At 68.4% G+C, this 17,760-nt stretch carries 15 protein-coding genes; 5 read left to right on the forward strand and 10 right to left on the reverse strand.

Annotated features, from left to right (window positions below; all coding sequences use genetic code 11):
- Nucleotides 1-2: 2 nt before the first annotated feature.
- Nucleotides 3-740: an ABC transporter ATP-binding protein gene (locus Q1W68_RS09810; protein ID WP_300649605.1), complete on the reverse strand. Its 738-nt coding sequence runs from the start codon at nucleotides 738-740 to the stop codon at nucleotides 3-5.
- Between the two features lie 117 nt (nucleotides 741-857).
- Between Q1W68_RS09810 and Q1W68_RS09815 the strand changes: the two genes are divergently transcribed.
- On the forward strand, nucleotides 858-2,084 hold the full coding sequence (locus tag Q1W68_RS09815) for a multidrug effflux MFS transporter (RefSeq protein ID WP_300649607.1): 1,227 nt from the start codon (nucleotides 858-860) through the stop codon (nucleotides 2,082-2,084).
- On the opposite strand, the gene Q1W68_RS09820 is transcribed toward Q1W68_RS09815, so the two are convergent.
- Together Q1W68_RS09820 and Q1W68_RS09825 are read right to left on the reverse strand one after the other, a co-directional pair.
- A complete protein-coding gene (locus Q1W68_RS09820; RefSeq protein ID WP_300659872.1) occupies nucleotides 2,081-2,800 on the reverse strand; it encodes an SOS response-associated peptidase family protein in 720 nt (239 codons plus the stop codon). The genes Q1W68_RS09815 and Q1W68_RS09820 overlap by 4 nt on opposite strands.
- 213 nt (nucleotides 2,801-3,013) lie before the next feature.
- Nucleotides 3,014-3,730 carry a glycosyltransferase gene (locus tag Q1W68_RS09825; RefSeq protein WP_300659875.1) on the reverse strand — a complete coding sequence of 239 codons (717 nt, stop codon included), beginning with the start codon at nucleotides 3,728-3,730 and terminating at the stop codon, nucleotides 3,014-3,016.
- Nucleotides 3,731-3,865: 135 nt separating this feature from the next.
- Here Q1W68_RS09825 and Q1W68_RS09830 point away from each other — a divergent pair, with 135 nt between their 5' ends.
- Entirely contained in the window at nucleotides 3,866-4,984 is a 1,119-nt protein-coding gene (locus Q1W68_RS09830) for a DUF2855 family protein (RefSeq protein ID WP_300649613.1), read from the forward strand.
- Between the two features lie 136 nt (nucleotides 4,985-5,120).
- On the opposite strand, the gene Q1W68_RS09835 is transcribed toward Q1W68_RS09830, so the two are convergent.
- The 3 genes from Q1W68_RS09835 to Q1W68_RS09845 all read right to left on the reverse strand — a co-directional run bounded on the left by Q1W68_RS09835 (nucleotide 5,121) and on the right by Q1W68_RS09845 (nucleotide 8,252).
- Nucleotides 5,121-7,085 carry a TonB C-terminal domain-containing protein gene (locus tag Q1W68_RS09835; protein WP_300649615.1) on the reverse strand — a complete coding sequence of 655 codons (1,965 nt, stop codon included), beginning with the start codon at nucleotides 7,083-7,085 and terminating at the stop codon, nucleotides 5,121-5,123.
- 79 nt (nucleotides 7,086-7,164) lie between these two features.
- The gene (locus tag Q1W68_RS09840) at nucleotides 7,165-7,794 is read right to left on the reverse strand and encodes an OmpA family protein (RefSeq protein WP_300649617.1); all 630 of its coding nucleotides are present in this window, start codon (nucleotides 7,792-7,794) and stop codon (nucleotides 7,165-7,167) included.
- 8 nt (nucleotides 7,795-7,802) lie between these two features.
- Nucleotides 7,803-8,252 carry a FecR family protein gene (locus Q1W68_RS09845; protein ID WP_300649619.1) on the reverse strand — a complete coding sequence of 150 codons (450 nt, stop codon included), beginning with the start codon at nucleotides 8,250-8,252 and terminating at the stop codon, nucleotides 7,803-7,805.
- 392 nt (nucleotides 8,253-8,644) lie between these two features.
- Here Q1W68_RS09845 and imuA point away from each other — a divergent pair, with 392 nt between their 5' ends.
- From imuA to Q1W68_RS09860, 3 genes are read left to right on the forward strand one after another with little or no spacing between them, the layout of a single operon-like run.
- Nucleotides 8,645-9,493 (forward strand): translesion DNA synthesis-associated protein ImuA, encoded by an 849-nt coding sequence (gene imuA / locus Q1W68_RS09850; RefSeq protein ID WP_300653552.1) that lies wholly within the window; start codon nucleotides 8,645-8,647, stop codon nucleotides 9,491-9,493.
- Nucleotides 9,441-10,742: a DNA polymerase Y family protein gene (locus tag Q1W68_RS09855; protein WP_300653550.1), complete on the forward strand. Its 1,302-nt coding sequence runs from the start codon at nucleotides 9,441-9,443 to the stop codon at nucleotides 10,740-10,742. Before imuA ends, Q1W68_RS09855 begins: the two co-directional genes overlap by 53 nt.
- Entirely contained in the window at nucleotides 10,739-13,900 is a 3,162-nt protein-coding gene (locus Q1W68_RS09860; RefSeq protein ID WP_300716428.1) for an error-prone DNA polymerase, read from the forward strand. Before Q1W68_RS09855 ends, Q1W68_RS09860 begins: the two co-directional genes overlap by 4 nt.
- Here Q1W68_RS09860 and Q1W68_RS09865 read toward each other — a convergent pair.
- The 4 genes from Q1W68_RS09865 to Q1W68_RS09880 all read right to left on the reverse strand — a co-directional run bounded on the left by Q1W68_RS09865 (nucleotide 13,894) and on the right by Q1W68_RS09880 (nucleotide 17,719).
- Nucleotides 13,894-14,763: a nucleotidyl transferase AbiEii/AbiGii toxin family protein gene (locus Q1W68_RS09865; RefSeq protein ID WP_300648456.1), complete on the reverse strand. Its 870-nt coding sequence runs from the start codon at nucleotides 14,761-14,763 to the stop codon at nucleotides 13,894-13,896. The two genes, Q1W68_RS09860 and Q1W68_RS09865, sit on opposite strands and share 7 nt — an antisense overlap.
- A complete protein-coding gene (locus tag Q1W68_RS09870; RefSeq protein ID WP_300648458.1) occupies nucleotides 14,760-15,371 on the reverse strand; it encodes an AbiEi antitoxin N-terminal domain-containing protein in 612 nt (203 codons plus the stop codon). The genes Q1W68_RS09865 and Q1W68_RS09870 overlap by 4 nt, the downstream gene beginning before the upstream one ends.
- 68 nt (nucleotides 15,372-15,439) lie before the next feature.
- A complete protein-coding gene (locus Q1W68_RS09875; RefSeq protein WP_300648460.1) occupies nucleotides 15,440-15,907 on the reverse strand; it encodes an EVE domain-containing protein in 468 nt (155 codons plus the stop codon).
- A gap of 42 nt (nucleotides 15,908-15,949) precedes the next feature.
- Nucleotides 15,950-17,719, reverse strand: a complete 1,770-nt coding sequence (locus Q1W68_RS09880) for a methyl-accepting chemotaxis protein (RefSeq protein ID WP_300648462.1) — start codon at nucleotides 17,717-17,719, stop codon at nucleotides 15,950-15,952.
- Nucleotides 17,720-17,760: the final 41 nt, after the last annotated feature.

Consider the following 17,760-nt stretch of genomic DNA (forward strand, 5'->3'; position numbering starts at 1 on the left):
GCTCACCACTTCAGGGTGGACGCCGCCACCTTGTGCTCGTTGACCCGCGCATCCACGATGCGGCCGTCCGCCAGGCGCAGCACGCGGTCGGCCATGTCGGCAATGGGTGCGTTGTGCGTGATCACCACGGTGGTCGTGCCCAGCGTGCGGTTCACGTGTTCGATGGCCTGGAGCACCATCACGCCGGTGGCGCAGTCCAGTGCACCGGTGGGTTCGTCGCACAGCAGCACCGCGGGCCGCTTGGCGATGGCGCGCGCAATCGCCACGCGCTGCTGCTCGCCGCCCGAGAGCTGCGACACAAAGTGGTTCATGCGCTCGCCCAGGCCCACCAGCGCCAGCGCCTCCTCGGGCGGCATGGGGTCGTCGGCCAGGTCGGTGACCAGGGCCACGTTTTCGAGCGCGGTGAGGCTGGGGATCAGGTTGTAGAACTGGAACACGAAGCCCACGTGCTCGCGCCGGTAGCGCGTGAGCTCGGCGTCGCTGGCACCGGTGAGCTCGTGCGACTCGCCCGCGTGCACCCAGCGCGCGGTACCGGCGCTGGCGCTGTCCAGCCCGCCCAGGATGTTGAGCAGGGTCGACTTGCCGCTGCCTGAGGCGCCGAGCAACACCACGAACTCGCCGCGCACGATCGACAGGTCCACCCCGCGCAGCGCGTGCACGGCAGTGGCGCCCTCGCCATAGACCTTGGTCAGGCCCTGGGCGATGAAGACGGGTTCGGCGTCGGGTGGAGCGGCGTTCATCGGTGGGGTGGGGCGAAAAATGCCTGCAACCATTCGACCACCCGGGCCCCCCTTCAACCTTGATGCGGGTCAAGTCATGGGCGTTGACTTAGACTCCCGCCTCCCCCTGGGTCCCTCATGTCCGCTGCCCCATCCCCCACCCCCTCCCACGCCCCGCTGATCGCCAACCTCATCGCACAGCTGGCGTTTGGCCTGCTGGCCATGACCATCTGCCTGCCATCGATGCAGGAGTGGGGCGCGCTGTTCGGCTCCGACCAGGCCAGCGTGCAGCTCACCTTCAGCGGCTATGTGGTGGCCTACGGCGGCCTGCAGCTGCTCTACGGCCCGTGGTCGGACCGGTGGGGGCGCAAGAAGGTGCTGATGTTCGGGCTGACGCTCGCCGGCCTCGGTTCGGTGCTCGCGGCGCTCTCGCCCAGCCTGCCCTGGCTGACGGCGGCGCGCGTGCTGCAGGGCGCGGGTTGTGCGGCCGGCATGGTGGTGGGCCGCGCCATGGTGCAGGACCTGTTCACCGGCCCCGAGCGCACGCGCGTGATGGCCTACGTGGGCATGGCCATGGGTCTGATTCCGCCCACCGCCACCATCCTGGGCGGGCAGATCCACGTGCGTCTGGGCTGGCAGGCCAACTTTGCGCTGATGGCGGTGCTGGCCGTTCTGCTGTTCGTCGCCGCATGGAAGGGCCTGCCCGACCACAAGCCCGCCACCACGGTGCAGCCGCACTGGCTGGGCGCCATGTTCGCGTCGTATGTCCGGCTGGCGCGCGAGCCTTCGTTTCTGCTGTTCGTGCTCATCCTCTCGCTCACCACGGGCACCTTCTACGCCTTCCTCGCGGGCGCGCCCATCGTGCTGGGCAGCTATGGCGTGGGGCCGGCGGGCATTGGGTACTACATCATGGTCGTGCCGCTGTCCTACATCGTGGGCAACTACCTCACCACCCGCCTGGTGCACCGCACCGGCGACCGCACCATGATGATGCTGGGCCAGGTGTTCTCGGTGGGCGGTATCGCGCTCATGCTGGGACTGGCCCTGGCCAACGTGGACACGCCGCTGGCCTTTGCCCTGCCGCTCATGCTGCTGGGCCTGGGCAACGGCTTTCTGGTGCCCCCGGCGCTCACCGGCACGGTGGGGCTGGTGCCGGCGCTGGCCGGTTCGGCCGCTGCGGTGGCGGGCCTGGCGCAGCAGCTCATGGGTGCGGTGGGCGGTTATGCCGTGGGCCTGGTGCCGCACGAGGGCGCGGTGAACCTGGGCTGGCTGATGCTGGGCCTGGGCAGCGTGGCGCTGGTGGCGCAGGTGGTGCTGAACCGCCGGCGGGTCGTCAAACCGGCGCCGGTGCGGTCCGCCCCCTAAAGCAGGCTGCCCTGGGCGCCCACACCGCGCTCCTTCGAGACCAGCAGCGCGTCGGTGGCGCGCGCATCCGCCAGATCGAACACCTCGGTAGCCTGTGGCCTCACCAAGGCCTGGGCTTCGGCCACCGGGCCGTGCAGCCAAGTGGACCAGTCGGCGGGATTGATGTGGGCGACGGCGCGTTTGTCCTGCTGGTCGGGCGGCAGCGTCGGGTCGGGTTTGTGCAGGCGGCCGAGCAGCGGGTGGCCGTCGCAGTTGCAGGTGATCATGGTGAAGTTGGGCACCAGCTCACCCGTCTGCGGGTCGGTCCACTGCGACCACAAACCCGCCAGTGCCCAGGGCGCCCCATCGGCGCGGCGCAGTCGCCACCAGATGTTTTTGCCCGTCTCCCAGTTGGGCTCCTGGTACCAGTCGGCAAGGATCAGGCAGCGCTGGCCCTGCATCCATGGCCCGCGGTAGGTCACTCGCTCGGCAATGCCTTCGATGCGCGCGTTGTTGGTGAGCACGGCGCGCGAGGCGGGCCGCCGCGTGGGGCTGCCCGGGCGGATCATGCCCCACTGGCCCATGCGGCCCACCAGCTGCGCGGCCTCGCCGGGCTGCCCGGGTCGCACCAGCAGGCCGTGTTGGAACGGGCCCACCGTGGCCTGGGTGAAGTCCTCCACGTCCACGCTCGCGCCCACACTGCCGAGGTAACGCTCGGCGGTGCCTTTGTCGGTCATGTTGTAGAGGTTGCACATGGGGAAGCAGAAATCTCTGTGTGATGGCGAACAGACCGCCGTGGCAGCGGGTGATCAGATGCCGTTCAGGCAAAAGCCATGGACCCTCACCGAGGGCCGGCAGCCCTCAGGAGAAAACCATGTACATCGGCGGCGGCGCTATCTTGCTCATCATCATCCTCTTCCTCGTGTTTCGTTGAACCCTCGCGCGAGGGCTCACACACCCTTGTGCGGGTCTTCGCGCCGTTGGGCGTACCAGAGGTCCAGCCCCTTGCGCTGTCTCACTGCGCCCAGGCCACCGCGCAACAGGTGGCCCAGCAGCGCCCACATCTCAAGCGCTGAATGCGTGCGCAGCTTGCGCCCCGAGCTCAGCACCGGCTCGCGCAGGATCACGAACGTTCCCTGCTGTTTGAGCGCCTGGCTCAGCTTCAACTCCTCGGCAGCGAAGTAGGTCTCGTCAAACCCACCCACCGCTTCGAACGCACTGCGCGTGCAGAAGACAAAACAGCCCGCGGCCAGGCGGCAGACCTGCAGCAGCTTCACCACCAGCGGCACCGTCACCCTGGCGTGCAGCGGCATGGCGCCGTCAAAACGGACCACGGCACCGCCGCCCACCGCACCCTCGCGCAGCGCCTGCAGCGCAAGAACCACCAGGGTTTCGTGCACCAGCGTGTCGGCATCGACAAAGATGAACACATCGCCCCGCGCTGCGCGGGCCCCCGCGTTGCGCGTCGCTGCGATCTGCCGGTGGGCCACCGCGACCACCTGCGCGCCGTGCTCGCGGCCGATGTCGGCGGTGCGGTCGGTGGAGCCGTCGTCCACCACGATCACCTCGCTCGGTCCGTCCAGCGACAACGCCACCGCGTTGATGGCTTGCAGGGTGGCGCCCAGCAGGCGCTCTTCGTTGTAGGCCGGCACGATGAAGGAAATCATGGCGTGCAGGGTACCCGGGTGTTGATGGGCGTGCGCGTTCCAGGGTCTGAGCGCGGCAGGGCAACGCGCGTGACAAGCGCCAGGGCCCTTTCGGTGCACCATGTGGCCGTCCTTCATCACGACGCAGACCCCCACATGACCACACAGTTCCAGGTTCGCAAAGACCAGCTCGCCACCACCCGCGCCGTGCAGCTGACCGACACCCCGCTGGCCGAGGGCGAGGTGCGTGTGCGCATCGCGCACTTTGCCTACACCGCCAACAATATCACCTACGCCGCCTTTGGCGATGCCATGAATTACTGGCAGTTCTTCCCGGTGGCGTCGGCGGGGGATGACACCGCCGCCTGGGGCGTGGTCCCGGTGTGGGGCTTTGGCGTGGTGGAGCAGAGCCGGTGCGCTGGCGTGGCCGTGGGCGAGCGGCTCTACGGCTACTGGCCCATGGCCTCGCACGCCGTGCTGGCTCCCGCGCGCCTCTCGCCGGAGGGTTTCTTTGACGGTGCGCCGCACCGCGCCGCGCTGCACCCGGTCTACAACCAGTACCTGCGCTGCGCGGTGGACACGCTTTACGACCCGGCCACCGAGCCGCTGCAGGCCTTGCTGCGCCCGCTCTTCCTCACCGCCTGGCTGATCGACGACTTCCTGGCCGACAACGACTTCTTTGGCACGAACCAGACCGGGCAGCGCGGCGTGATGCTGCTCTCGTCGGCCAGCAGCAAGACCGCCTGCGCGACCGCCGCGCAACTGGCGCAGCGGCCCGAGGTCGAGGTGGTGGGCCTGACCTCGCCGGGCAACGTGGCGTTTTGTGAAAGCCTGGGCGTGTACAGCCGCGTGCTCACCTACGACCAGCTCGACCAGCTGCCGCCAGACACGCCGTGCGTCTACGTGGACTTTGCGGGGAACGGCACGCTGCGCAAGGCGATACACGGCCGCTTCAGCGCACTGGCCTACAGCTGCTCCATCGGCGGCACGCATGTGGACCAGCTCGCCGGGGGACGCGACCTGGCCGGGCCGCGCCCGGTGCTGTTTTTTGCCCCCGCACAGGCCAAGAAGCGCCATGGCGACTGGGGTGCGGCCGGTTTCAACGACCGCATGGCCCAGGCCTGGCGCGCCTTCATGGCCCAGGTGAACAACCCCGCCCAGCCCTGGGTGGTGGCGCAGCACCACCGCGGCCCCGATGCCGTGCAGGCCGCGCACGCGCTGGTGCTGGGTGGCCAAGGGGACCCACGCGTGGGACACATGCTGTCGCTGTCGTGAGCGTGTGATCCTGGCCCGTGACTTTACGCACAGAGACTGTGCCCTACGCTGTGGATAACCAGGTGGACAACCGCCACAGCCCGCTGCCCGCCTGGCGTTGCGGGGTGTGCTTAAAAATCAGGCGTTGACCGCAGGCTCAGTACAAGCGCACCGCCACGTCGAAATGCCAGGTCCGGCGGATCTCCACCACGTCGTACTGGCTGGCCAAGGCGGGCGAAAACGCCGGGTAACTGGCTTGGCTGCGCACGATGCGTTCGATCCCTTCGTCCAGTGCCGGCACGCCGCTGGAACGCACCATGGTCACCGACTCCACCGAGCCGTCGCTGCGGATCGCCACCATCACCACGGGCTGGGTGTGCGGCTGCTTCGCAGCTTCGCGCACCAGATCGATCGTCATGTTCATCGTGATCTTGCGGGCCCAGGCCTCTGCGTAGCGGATGAGGTCGGTGTTGGGGTCGGAGCGCCCGAAGAGCCGCGCGCGCCGCGCGGTGCTCAGTGAATAGGGCAACTGGTTGGCCGCCTTGGCCGCGGCATCGCGCCGGTCGGCTTCTTCGTTCAGCTGCCGCCCGATGGCCCGCAGCCGCTCTTCACGTTGGGCTTCGGCCGCTGACCGTTCGGCTTGCACGCGCGCGGCTTCCGATGCGGCGGCCTGCGCTGCCTGTGCGGCTTGCTGGCGGCTGGCCTCCTGCTGCGCGGCCGCTTGCAGGGCCGCCTGCGCTTGTGCCGCCTGGCGTTCGGCGACCTGCCTGGAGGCTTCGGCCTGTTCCGCCTGCCTTTGCGCGGTGGCCTGGCGTTCGGCCGCCTGTGCGGCCTCCTGTTGGGCCGCGGCCTGCTGCGCAGCGGCCAGACGCTCGGCCTGCGCACGTGCCGCCTGCTGGCGAGCGGCTTCCTGCTGGGCCGCGGCTTGCCGGGCGGCGGCCTGTTGTGCCGCGGCCTGGCGTTCAAGTTCCTGTTGCGCCGCTTGCTGTTGCGCTGCTTCCGCCCGCTCGGCCTCCCGGCGGGCGGCTTCTTCTCTGGCCGCAGCCTGCTGCTCCATGGCCTGTTTCGCGGCCTCTTGCCTTGCGGCTTCCTGCTGAGCGGCTGCCCGCCGTTCGGCCTCCTGCCGGGCGGTTTCCTGGAGCGCCGAGTCTTCCCGGGCCGCAGCCTCGCGTTCGGCGACCAGCCGGGCAGCTTCCCGACGCTGTTCTTCGGCTTCTGCGCGGCGTTGTTCCTCGAGCTGTCTTGCCGCTTCCGCCTGTTCCGCCGCCAGCTGCTGTGCTGCCGCGAGTTCGGCGGCTTTGCGGCGCGCGGCACCCTGGCGCTCCACCTCCAGCCGCGCTGCCTCGACTTGCACCACCTCCTGGCGCGCCGCCTCCTGGCGGGCAGCCTCCAGCCGCGTCGCTTCCACCTGCGCCAATTCCTGCCGTGCCGTTTCCTGACGTGCCGCTTCCCGTTGAGCCGCCGCCTGCTGAGCGGCTTCTTCCCGGGCTGCTGCCAGCCTGGCTTCTGCCTGCTGCACCGCTTGCAGTTGCTCCTGCTCCCGTCGCTCGGTTTCCAGCCGCTGCGCCTCGCCGCTGTTGACCGGCTGGCGCTCGGCGTCGCCCTGGTCTTGGTCGACCGCTCGCTCGGACAGGGCCGCTTCGGCCGGGCGATCCGGTGGCGCGGCAGGGGCGGCTGGCGCTTCGGGGACCTGCTGACGCGGCGGCACAGCGTCTGGTGCCAGCGGCTCACCCGGCGCAGGCGTGTTGACCGCTGTGGGGGTTGCGTCCGGCACGGCGGCGGACAGTGAGGGACCGGGCTCCGGGGACTCGGGCGGTCCGGATGCCGATGGGCTGGCTGCGCCCGGCGTTGCCCGCTGGGGCGGGGCCGCCGGCGTCGGCTGCGCAACCGGTGTGGCAGCGGCGTCGGTTGTGTCGGGCGCGGCCGCCAGCACGATGCGCAGGTTGGGCACCTCGGCGCGCCGCTCCTGCCAGGGGAAGCCAAAGCCCGGGAGTCCCACCCCCTGACCGCCGAAGGTCAGACCCAGCAGCAGCGCGTGGAACAGCAGGGACAGCAGCAGTGCGATCCTCATGCGCTTGCGCTCGGAGCGCTGGCGCGAGGGATGGGGTGTCGTGGGCTGCATGCCGCCGATTGTCCTATCCAAACCGTGCAGCCCGACCGATGGGTCTGGCCCCCGCCGGGCGCCCGGCCAACCACACGGGCTAGAAGATCAGCACCTCGACGCGTCGGTTTCGGGGATCGGCCGCACGCGCTCCCGTGGCTGTCAGGGGTTTCGTGTCCCCGAAATACTGCAACTCGATGTCTTTGAGCGTGGGGTCGTTCGTCTGGAGCAGGCTGGCCGCCGTCTCGGCCCGAGCGGCCGACAACTGCAGGTTCCAGTCCGATGTGCCGGAGGCGTCGGCATGGCCAAAGATGGTGATGCGGGTGGGCTTGCGGGCACGCACCGCCCGGAACATGGCCGGGAGCAGCAAGCGGGATTCTTCGGTCAGCTCGGTTTTGTCCAGCAGGAACTGCAGCACGAAAATCCGGGGTGCCAGCGGGTTGGCCCTGAGCAACTCTGCGTAGGCCGCGTCCACCGTGGCGCGGCCGAGCGTCCTGGCCTTCGATGGTGTGGCGTTGGCCCCGTTGACACTCGCATAGCTGTACGCCTTGTCCAGCCTTTGGGTGGCCGAGCCCGACTCGACCGACACGGCGCCCACCGTGCTGTCCTCATCGGGCAGCAACACCACCGTGGTTCTTGTGCTCGTCGGGGTGGCGCATCCCGCCAGCCAGGCACCGGCGATCACGAGCAGCGCCGCCAGCCGGGCGCTGCGCAGGTGGCTTGTCCTCATGGTGGTGGTCAATCCGCTTCGATGATGAACCGCGTTCCGCGCACGCCGATGGTCGCCGTGGGCGTGGCCACCTTGACCGACTCCGGCGCCAGTTTCGCGATCATCCCGGACGAATAGACCGCGGCACCTTTGGCCAGGTAGACGAAGAATTCGAACTTCGCCTGCTTGGGCTCGAACGCGTAGTCGCGGACCTGAATGTCCGTGGAGGGCCCCAGGGTGAGTTGCGTGCCGTCCCTGAAGACGATGCCCGCCGAGGAGCCGGACCCGGAAACGATGCGGTCCGAGACGAAGAGCGTCGAGCCCGACACGGCGTCCAGCGTGGTGCCGTTGCGGGCGATGCCGATGTCACCCGACACGTTCTTGAAGGTGGCGACATGATCGCCGTTGGCGTGGGCCGAGCCCACAAACCCCAGCGGGCCCGCGAGTGTCAGCAGTGAGGCCAGGACCAGGCGTTTCATCGGATTCCCCTTGTTGGTGGCGCGGTGAGCGCTCGAAAAAGCCGCAGCGTCGAACACGAGCGGCAATGTAGGTTGAGACGGATGCATGGCTTGTGTCGAAAGACACAGGCCGCGCGCATCTGGGCACGGTGGTGAACGGTACGGACGGAACCCTCGCCTGTATGTTCGGTGCCGCTCACAGCGCAGCGTGAACGCGTCTTTGCCCGGACAAGCGTGACTTACGCCGCAGTCGACGGCGTCTGGAGTGCCCGCTTGCGCGCCGCGATCACGCCACCGACGCATGCAGCAGCGTCTCGGCCCAAGCCAGACCGCTGGACACCGATCGGCCTTTGCGATACTGTACACACATACAGTATTTATCGGCCTTCCCAACCCCACCCGAACACCCCGCCATGCATCCCGCCCTCGACTGGCAGGAGGACGATCCGTCTTCCGCGCTGATGTTTTCACCCCCGCCCCCACCGCGGCGCCCGGCCAGTCCGGCGCGCTTGCCCGGCGAATTGCCCATGGCCGTGGCCGCCGCCATCTGGCGTGGCGACCAGTTGGGCGGTCCGGTCTCGGCCGTGCTGTCCAGCGGCTTCGAGGCGCTGGACGCCCAGTTGCCCGGCGGCGGCTGGCCGTGCCACGGCGTCATTGAAATCCTCGCGTCGCAGAGCGGCCTGCTGGAGTGGCGCCTGCTCGGGCCGGCGCTGCGCCAGGTGTGTGCCGCCGGCCGCGCGGTGGTGGTGGTGGGGCCGCCCAAGGCGCCGCACCTGCCGGGCTTGCGCTTCGAGGGCATCGACGAGCGCCACCTGGTGTGGGTGCGGGCCGACACCGCGGCCGAGCGCCTGTGGTCGGCCGAGCAGCTGATCAAGGCCAACGCCTGTGGTGCGCTGGTGGTGTGGCTGCCGCAGGCGCGGGCCGAGCAGGTGCGCCGCCTGCAGGTGCTGGCCGCCAGTTGCGAAGGCCCGGTGTTTCTGTGCCGACCGAGCGCGGCGGTGCGCGAATCGTCGGCCGCGCCGCTGCGGCTGATGGCCCGCGTGGGGCTGGACTGGGAGCTGCACCTGGAGATTTTCAAACGCAAGGGCCCGCCGCTGCAGGACACGCTGCGCCTGGGCTCGGTGCCCGGCGGCCTGCGCGCCATCCTCACGCCGCGGCTGCGTTTTCCCAGCCGCCTGTTGCCATCCGATCTGCCCCGAGAGGCCGACCATGTTGTGGTCCGCACTCCTGCTCCCGACCGCCCCCACCGCGCCGTCCACTGAGGCGGCGCGCCGGGCCGTGGCCACCTGGGCGTTGCAGTTCTCGCCCCGCGTGGCGCTGGCCGACGGTGCGGTGCTCATGGAGGTGGCGGCGAGCGTGCGCCTGTTCGGCGGCAAACGCGCGTTGCGCGACCGCGTGGTGGCCGAGAGCGCCGAAGTGGGTGTGACCCAGGTGGCCTGGGCACCCAACAGCCTGGCCGCGCTGGCCCTGGCGCGGGCCGGCATTGAAAACGGTTTCAAGCAAGCGCTGCCGGTGTTGCTCGATGCCTTGCCCATGCAGGTGTTGAGCGCGGTGCTCCCGCACCAGCTCACGCTCGCGCACATCGGCTGCCGCACGCTGGGCGACGTGCGCGCGCTGCCGCGTGGGGGTGTGGGCCGGCGCTTTGACAAGCAGCTCTTGCAGGCACTCGACCAGGCCTACGGCGCCGAGCCTGAGGCCCATGTGTGGGTGGCACTGCCCGAGCGGTTCGAGGAGCGGCTGGAGCTCATGGCGCGCGTGGAGCAGGCACCGGCCCTGCTGTGGGGTGCGCGGCGGCTGCTGCTGGTCATGAACGGCTGGCTGGCGGCGCGGCGCGCGGGTGTCACGGCCTTCACGCTGCGCTGGGCGCACGACGCCATGCGCGCACGCGACGCGGGGGAGGGCGGCGAGATCACGGTGCGCACGGCCGAGCCCACGCGCGACACCGAACACCTCTGCCGCCTGCTGGCCGAGCACCTGGCCCGCGTGCAACTGCTCGCGCCCGTGGGCGACCTGCACCTGCTGGCCACCGAGGTGCAACCGCTGATGGAGCGCAGCGCCTCGCTGCTGCCCGACACCGTGCGCCAGGGCGAGACGCTGCACCTGGTGCTGGAGCGCCTGGCCGCGCGGCTGGGGCCGGGGCGCGTGCTGCGCCCGGTGGTGCTGCCCGACCACCGCCAGGAATGGATGTGCCGCTGGCAGAGCGCGCCCGAGCCGCTGCCGCGCAAGCCGGCGCCCGACACCGGCATGCCGCAACCCACCTTCGTGCTGCCCGAGCCGCTGAGGCTGCTGGTGCGCGGCAACCGGCCGATCTACCAGGGCGAGCTGCAACTGCTCGCCGGCCCGCAGCGGGTGGAGGGCGGCTGGTGGGACCGGGTGGACGGTGCGGGTGCCACGCGCAACGTGGTGCGCGATTACTGGGTGGCGCTCTCGGCGAAGGCGGGCGTGTTGTGGATCTTCCAGACGCGGCTGGAAGAAACGCCCGCGTGGTACCTGCACGGGCACTTTGCATGAAGCTCCCCGACTACGCCGAGCTGCGCTGCATCTCCAACTTCACCTTCCTGCGCGGCGCCAGCCACGCCGAAGAGCTGGTGGAGCGCGCCAAGGCGCTGGGCTACCGCGCGCTCGCGCTCGTGGACGAATGCTCCCTGGCCGGTGTGGTGCGGGCCCATGTGGCCGCCAAAAAGCACGGCCTGCCATTGCTGGTGGGCAGCCAGTTCCGGGTGCAGTGCAGCGCTCCCCTCAACCCGTTCACCCTCATCGTGCTGGCCTGCAACCTCAACGGTTACGGCAACCTGTGCGAGTTCATCACGCACTTGCGCCGCACCTCACCCAAGGGCAGCTACCGCCTCACGCTGGGCGCCATCCGCGCCGAGGCCCTGGCCGACTGCGTGGTGATCGCCGTGCCCGAGCGCGACAGCGACCAGGGATCGATGGACGCCATGGCCCGCTGGCTGCTGCAGCATTTCATCGGCCGCTGCTGGCTGGGCGTGACGCAGCTGCGCCGGCTCGACGACGAGATGCTGCTGCACAAGCTGCGCCAGAGCAGCGCGCTCACCGCCGTGCCGCTGGTGGCCGTGGGCGATGTGCACATGCACGTGCGTTCGCGCAAGCCGCTGCAGGACGTTCTCACCGCCACGCGCATCGGACAGCCGCTGAGCGCCTGTGGGCTTGAGCTGGAGCCCAACGCCGAGCAACACCTGCGCTCGCGCCTCACGCTGGGCCAGTGTTACCCGCCCGAGCTGCTGGCCGAGACACTGGCGGTGGCCGCGCGCTGCGGCTTCTCGCTCGACGAGTTGCGCTACCAGTACCCGAGCGAGGTGGTGCCCGAGGGGCAGACACCGTCGTCGTGGTTGCGGCAGCTGGCCCTGCAGGGCGCGGCCTGGCGCTGGCCACACGGCACACCGCCGCGGTTTGCGAAACAGATCGAGCACGAGCTCGAACTCATCGCCGACATGCAGTACGAGCACTACTTCCTCACCGTCAACGACATCGTCACCTTCGCGCGCTCGCAAAACATCCTGTGCCAGGGCCGTGGCTCGGCGGCCAACAGCGTGGTGTGTTACTGCCTGGGCATCACCGCCGTGGACCCCGAGCGCACGGGCTTGTTGTTCGAGCGCTTCATCTCGCGCGAGCGCAACGAGCCGCCCGACATCGACGTGGACTTCGAACACGAGCGGCGCGAGGAGGTGATTCAGTACCTCTACAACAAGTACGGCCGCGAACGCGCCGCGCTCACCGCCACCGTCATCAGCTACCGCCCGCGCAGCGCCCTGCGCGACGTGGGCAAGGCCCTGGGCTTTGCCGACGGCGCGCTCGATGTGTTGAGCAAAAGCACACGCTGGTGGGACGGCAGCGCCGTGGAGCCCGAGCGCTTGCTGGAAGCCGGGCTCGACCCCGACGATCTCGCGGTGCGCCAGCTGCTGCAGCTCACCACGCAGCTCATGGGTTTTCCGCGCCACCTCTCGCAGCACACCGGCGGCTTCGTGCTCACGCAGCTGCCGCTCTCGCGGCTGGTGCCGATCGAGAACGCGAGCATGAAAGACCGCACCGTGATCGAGTGGGACAAGGACGACCTCGACGCGCTGGGCCTGCTCAAGGTGGACGTGCTCGCCCTGGGCATGCTCACCGCCATCCGCAAGGCCCTGACGCTCATCAGCGCGAAGCTGGGCCGCACCGTCACGCTGCAGGACATTCCCGAAGGCGACGGGCCCACCTACGACATGATCTGCGCCGCCGACACCGTGGGCGTGTTCCAGATCGAGAGCCGCGCGCAGATGAGCATGTTGCCGCGCCTCAAACCGCGCTGTTATTACGACCTCGTGATCGAGGTCGCGCTGGTGCGCCCCGGCCCCATCCAGGGCGGCGCGGTGCACCCGTATCTGGACCGCCGGCAAGGCAAGGTGCCGGTGAGCTACCCCGGCCCGCGCGACGGCGCCGACCTGCGCGAAGCGCTGGGCCGCACGCTGGGCATTCCCATCTTCCAGGAGCAGTGCATGCAGATCGCGGTGTTGGCGGCGGGCTTCACGCCCGGTGAGGCCGATGCCCTGCGCCGCGCCATGGCCGCGTGGAAACGCGGCGGCAACCTGCAGCAATACGAGCGCCGCCTGGTCGACGGCATGACCGCGCGCGGCTACGAACCCGAATTCGCCCAAAGCGTGTTTGAACAGATCAAGGGCTTCTCCAGCTACGGCTTCCCCGAGAGCCACGCCGCCAGCTTTGCGCTGCTGGTCTACGTGAGCTGCTGGATCAAACACCACCACCCCGCCGAGTTTCTGGCGGCCATGCTCAACAGCCAGCCGCTGGGCTTCTACACCCCCAGCCAGCTGGTGCAGGACGCGACGCGACATGGGGTGGAGGTGCGGCCGGTGGACGTGGTGCACAGCGACTGGGACTGCACGCTGGAAAATCCAGCGACCGTTCGGGCTGAGCTCACATCCGTTCGGGCTGAGCTTGTCGAAGCCCCGCCCGCCGTCCGCCTCGGCCTGCGCCTGGTCTCCGGCCTCAGAGCCGAATCCGTCGAGCGCCTTCTGAGTGCCCGCGCGAGCAAACCCTTCACCACCACGCAAGACCTTGCCCGTCGAGCGAACCTCGACCAACCCCAGATGAAACTGCTCGCCGCCGCCGACGCCCTCAGCAGCCTGAGTGGCCACCGCCGCCAGCAGGTGTGGGACGCCGCCGCCCTCAGGACCGCGCCCGGACTGATGAAGGACGCACTGGTGGACGAAGCTCCGCTGGCCCTGCCCGAAGCGCCCGAGGGCGAAGCCATCGTGTGGGACTACGACAGCCTGGGCCTCACCCTGCGCCGCCACCCGCTGGCGCTGCTGCGGCCCCAGCTCACGAAGCGCCGGCTCATGAGCGCCGAAGCGCTGAACCAGGCCCCCAACGGAAGACTCGTGCGCCACTGCGGCATCGTCACCCTGCGCCAGCAACCCGGCACCGCCGCCGGCGTGGTGTTCGTGAGCCTGGAAGACGAAACCGGCGTGGTGCAGGTCATCGTGTGGAAGCACCTGCGCGAACGCCAGCGCACGGTGCTCACCCAATCACGGTTGCTGGCAGTTCACGGCGTGTGGCAGCGCGAAGGCGAAGCGAAGAACCTCATCGCCGGCCACCTGGAAGACCTCACACCGTTGCTGCACGGGCTGTCGACGGTGAGCCGGGATTTTCATTGAGGGGTGGGGATGGAGCCCGCCGCCAGCAAGCTTGGCTGCAACACCTTGCGCAACGCCACCACGGTATCGATCAACGCCAGAGGTGTCAGTTGATTCTTCTTGAGAAACGCCTGCCAAAGTGCCTGGCGCGAAGGATCGGCTCCAAATTCGTCCGTCAGTCCCACCGGCAACGACGCGGGGACCGCCATGCCTCGTCGAGCAAATGTGGCTGCGATCGCATGAGCCAGTGTTTGCGTGTTCAGGGTTTCGCGTGCCAGCAAGACCGACAGGTCCAGGTAGTCCTTCAAGCGACTGTTGGTCATGCCGAGCAAGGTGATGGTGTGCAGCTTTTCAGCAATCACGGTGTAGACCGGGTAGGTGCTCAAACGCGGTGCGGGCAGATCGTTCAGCAGCACAGGGTAAACCGCAGCCACCGGCCCGGGGGTGACGGCATCGCCGAAGCCGATGTCGATCTGCGTCTTGCACCGCGCTTTGGCCACGTCGGCCGTGATCAAGACCCTGGCTCCTGCATAACCAGCCTCTTTGCGAATCTCTTCGGCCGTGATCGACGCGGGATCGAAGTGGATGCCATCGTCCACTTCAAGGCCGACGATGTCGCGGAATGTTTGAACCACGGACGCCAGATCGCTGGGCCCGAAACCCAGCAAGTCTGCATCGCGCGTGGCGCGGTGAGGTATGTCGTACCAGAGGGTGAACAGCAGCGCTCCTTTGAGCAAAAAGCCATCGGCGTGCGCTGACTGGCTCAGGCGGTAAAGCATGCGTTCCAGCGCAAAGCGGACCAACACCTGGTTGAAATCCACACCTTGTGCCTTGGCAATGTTGAGCAGGCGTGCCCGCACCGATGCCGAGAGGTCCTTGCTCATTCAATGGCCTCCAGGTAGGGGCGCATCACGTTGGCCACGCGGCAGATCTTTGCGTATCGCCAGAGGTCGTCGGCAGATGCCTTCTTCTGCGCGCGGGCGTCGCGCAACGCCTCCAGTGCCACGTCGATGCCGATCTTGTTGCGGTGTTTGAAGCAGTCAACCACCGTCCTGGCCACGCCGTATACCTGCAGCGGAACTCCATCGGAATGGAAGGTTTCGATGCCTGCCGAGTAAGCGTCACCGGTCACCTGGACCATCTTGATGGGCGGGTAGTCGATCTTCGGCACATGGCTGCCACGCGGCATGGCGATCCAGATCTGGTGCGGAAGTTGGGTGGTGAGGCCATGAAACTGCAGCGCGGTGAGCAGGCAAAAAACAGCCTGTGGCACCTTGGTGGCAACCGTGATCAGGCTCTCGTTTTCAGAGAGATCCTGGTCGGGCAGGCGGTAGAGACCTCGATCGACTTTTTCCAACAGCCCGGCGGCCGTCATGCGCGCGAGCACGGCGCGAGACGCACCGGTCGAATCCAGGTCGCTGGGGCGCAGCAAACCTTTGTGTGTGAGCAGATCCAGGATGCGCTGGGTGTGGGTGTCGTGTTGGGGTGACATGGCGGGGCAGTATGTTCCATTTATTCGTCGATTGCAAACATTCGACGAATAAATGGAACATCACCCTGTCAGGACTTCAGCAGTTCCCCGGTGATGAGCTGCCAGTGCGACTCACTCACCGGCGTGATCGACAAGCGGTTGCCACGCTGCAGCAGCGTCATCTCCGCCAGGGCAGGGTTCGCGCGCAACTCGGGCAGGTCCAGCAGCCGCGTCCTGCGCAGCGCCTTCACATCCAGCAGCAGCCAGCGCGGCGCTTCGGGTGGGGACTTGGGGTCGAAGTAGGGCGACTGCGGGTCGAACTGCGTGGGGTCGGGTCGGGTGGTGGACGCGACCTCGGCGATGCCGGCAATGCCGGGCTGCGGACAACTCGAGTGGTAGAACAGCACGCCGTCGCCGATGCGCATGCCGTCGCGCATGAAGTTGCGGGCCTGGTAGTTGCGCACGCCGGTCCAGGGCACGGTGGCGCCGGGTGCGGCGAGTGCATCGTCGATCGAGCACTCGTCGGGCTCGGATTTCATCAGCCAGTATTGGGTCATCGCGCCATTTTGCGACGATGACCCGTCGGCGGGGCCAGGTCCTTAGAACGATTCCCAATCGTCCGAAGCGCCCGCCCGCTCGGCTACCTTGGCCACCTGCTGGGGTGCTGGCTTGGCCAACGCCGGTTTCTTCGCGGCCACCGCGACCGGCTTGGCGTTCGAAACCACTGGCTTCTTCACCGGCGTGCTGCGCACAGCGCTGCTGCCCGGCTTGTGCAGGTCGGTCGAGCGGATCTGCGCGATCGAGCTCTGCGAGCTGCTGTGTGCGTCCACGCGGAACACACGCACCACCTCGGCCAGGCGGTCGGCCTGGTCGTTCATGCTCGATGCGGCTGCCGCGCTTTCTTCCACCAGGGCGGCGTTCTGCTGGGTCAGCTGGTCCAGGTTGGCCACGGCCGCGTTGATCTGGTTCACGCCGTCGGCCTGTTCGCCGGACGCGCTGGCGATCTCGCCGATCATGTCGCGCACGCGCACCACGTTCTCGACGATCTCGCCCATGGTCTTGCCGGCCTGGTTCACCAGTTCGGTGCCGGCGGTGACCTTGTCCACGCTGGTGCCGATGAGGATCTTGATTTCCTTGGCGGCCTGCGCGCTGCGCTGGGCCAGGTTGCGCACCTCGCCCGCCACCACGGCAAAACCACGGCCTTGCTCGCCGGCGCGGGCGGCTTCCACCGCGGCGTTGAGCGCGAGGATGTTGGTCTGGAAAGCGATGCCGTCGATGACGCCGATGATGTCGTTGATCTTGCGCGAGGACTGGTTGATCTCTTCCATGGTGGCGATCACCTGGTGCACCACGTCGCCACCTTTCTGGGCGCTCTGGCCCGCCACATCGGCCAGCTGGTTGGCCACGCGGGCGGAGTCGGCCGACTGGCGGATCGCGCCCGACATCTGCTCCATGCTGGCGGCGGTCTGCTGCAGGTTGGAGGCGGTTTGCTCGGTGCGCGCCGAGAGGTCGTGGTTGCCGGTGGCGATTTCCTTCGCGGCCACCGTGATGTTGTCGGTGCCGCGCTTCACGTCGGCCACCACGTTGACGAGGCGATCGCGCATGCCGAGCAGGGCGGCCGTCATGGCGCCGAACTCGTCCTTGCGGTCGTTGCGGATCTGCGCGGTCAGGTCGCCGCCAGCGATCTGCTCGGCAAATGCCATGGCTTCGCGCAGCGGGTTGCGGATGTTGCGGATGAGGAAGAACGCACCGGTGATGATGCCGGCGACCAGTGCGCCGACCTGGATCGTTGCGATGGTCAGGCTGGTGGCTCGCTGCTCGGTGAAGCTGGTTTGTGCTTCCTGCCGGATCTCGGACTGCATGCTGGCGAACTCGCGCAAGGCGGCCAGGTAGGGCGGCACGGCCTGGTTGAAACGGGTCGAGATTTCCTGCGCGGCCCCGGCCGCATCACCGGCCTTCTTCATCTCGTTGGCCTTGCCCAGCGAATCCAGCACGTTCTTGCGCAGTTCGGCGATCTTCGCCATCTGAGCCTTTTCTGCCTCGTTCATGTCCATGGCCTGCAGTTCTTTTTGCAGGGCGGAAATGGCAGCTACGCCGGCGGGAATCATGTCCTTGTACATCTCGGCAATCGCCGGGTCCGAACTGGCGATGGAGGCTTGCACCCGCGTGACGTTGGTCTCGGTCAGGCCCGCCCACTGGGTGGCAATGGTGGTCTTGTGGGCCAGTGCAGACAGCACCTGCTCGGATTCCTTGTTGAGCATGGCCGAGCGCGAGCCCGCGGTGGCGACCACGACGAACAGGGCCAAGATGATGGCGATGACACCAGCCCACAGGCGGGCGCCGACAGACAGGCTGCGAAAGAAATGCATGTTGACTCCAACGGTCGGTTTGAACCGCACGCCGCCTCGTG

The sequence above is a fragment of the Hydrogenophaga sp. genome, assembly GCF_030158645.1.
Taxonomy (GTDB): Bacteria; Pseudomonadota; Gammaproteobacteria; order Burkholderiales; family Burkholderiaceae_C; genus Hydrogenophaga.

Coding starts and splice junctions, on each gene's coding strand:
- Q1W68_RS09865 (WP_300648456.1), bottom strand. CDS start 14,763: ATGAGCAAGGACCTCTCGGCATCGGTGCGGGCACGCCTGCTCAACATT.
- Q1W68_RS09835 (WP_300649615.1), bottom strand. CDS start 7,085: ATGCAGCCCACGACACCCCATCCCTCGCGCCAGCGCTCCGAGCGCAAG.
- Q1W68_RS09855 (WP_300653550.1), top strand. CDS start 9,441: ATGTTGTGGTCCGCACTCCTGCTCCCGACCGCCCCCACCGCGCCGTCC.
- Q1W68_RS09860 (WP_300716428.1), top strand. CDS start 10,739: ATGAAGCTCCCCGACTACGCCGAGCTGCGCTGCATCTCCAACTTCACC.
- Q1W68_RS09840 (WP_300649617.1), bottom strand. CDS start 7,794: ATGAGGACAAGCCACCTGCGCAGCGCCCGGCTGGCGGCGCTGCTCGTG.
- Q1W68_RS09815 (WP_300649607.1), top strand. CDS start 858: ATGTCCGCTGCCCCATCCCCCACCCCCTCCCACGCCCCGCTGATCGCC.
- Q1W68_RS09825 (WP_300659875.1), bottom strand. CDS start 3,730: ATGATTTCCTTCATCGTGCCGGCCTACAACGAAGAGCGCCTGCTGGGC.
- Q1W68_RS09820 (WP_300659872.1), bottom strand. CDS start 2,800: ATGACCGACAAAGGCACCGCCGAGCGTTACCTCGGCAGTGTGGGCGCG.
- Q1W68_RS09810 (WP_300649605.1), bottom strand. CDS start 740: ATGAACGCCGCTCCACCCGACGCCGAACCCGTCTTCATCGCCCAGGGC.
- Q1W68_RS09845 (WP_300649619.1), bottom strand. CDS start 8,252: ATGAAACGCCTGGTCCTGGCCTCACTGCTGACACTCGCGGGCCCGCTG.
- Q1W68_RS09875 (WP_300648460.1), bottom strand. CDS start 15,907: ATGACCCAATACTGGCTGATGAAATCCGAGCCCGACGAGTGCTCGATC.
- imuA (WP_300653552.1), top strand. CDS start 8,645: ATGCATCCCGCCCTCGACTGGCAGGAGGACGATCCGTCTTCCGCGCTG.
- Q1W68_RS09830 (WP_300649613.1), top strand. CDS start 3,866: ATGACCACACAGTTCCAGGTTCGCAAAGACCAGCTCGCCACCACCCGC.
- Q1W68_RS09880 (WP_300648462.1), bottom strand. CDS start 17,719: ATGCATTTCTTTCGCAGCCTGTCTGTCGGCGCCCGCCTGTGGGCTGGT.
- Q1W68_RS09870 (WP_300648458.1), bottom strand. CDS start 15,371: ATGTCACCCCAACACGACACCCACACCCAGCGCATCCTGGATCTGCTC.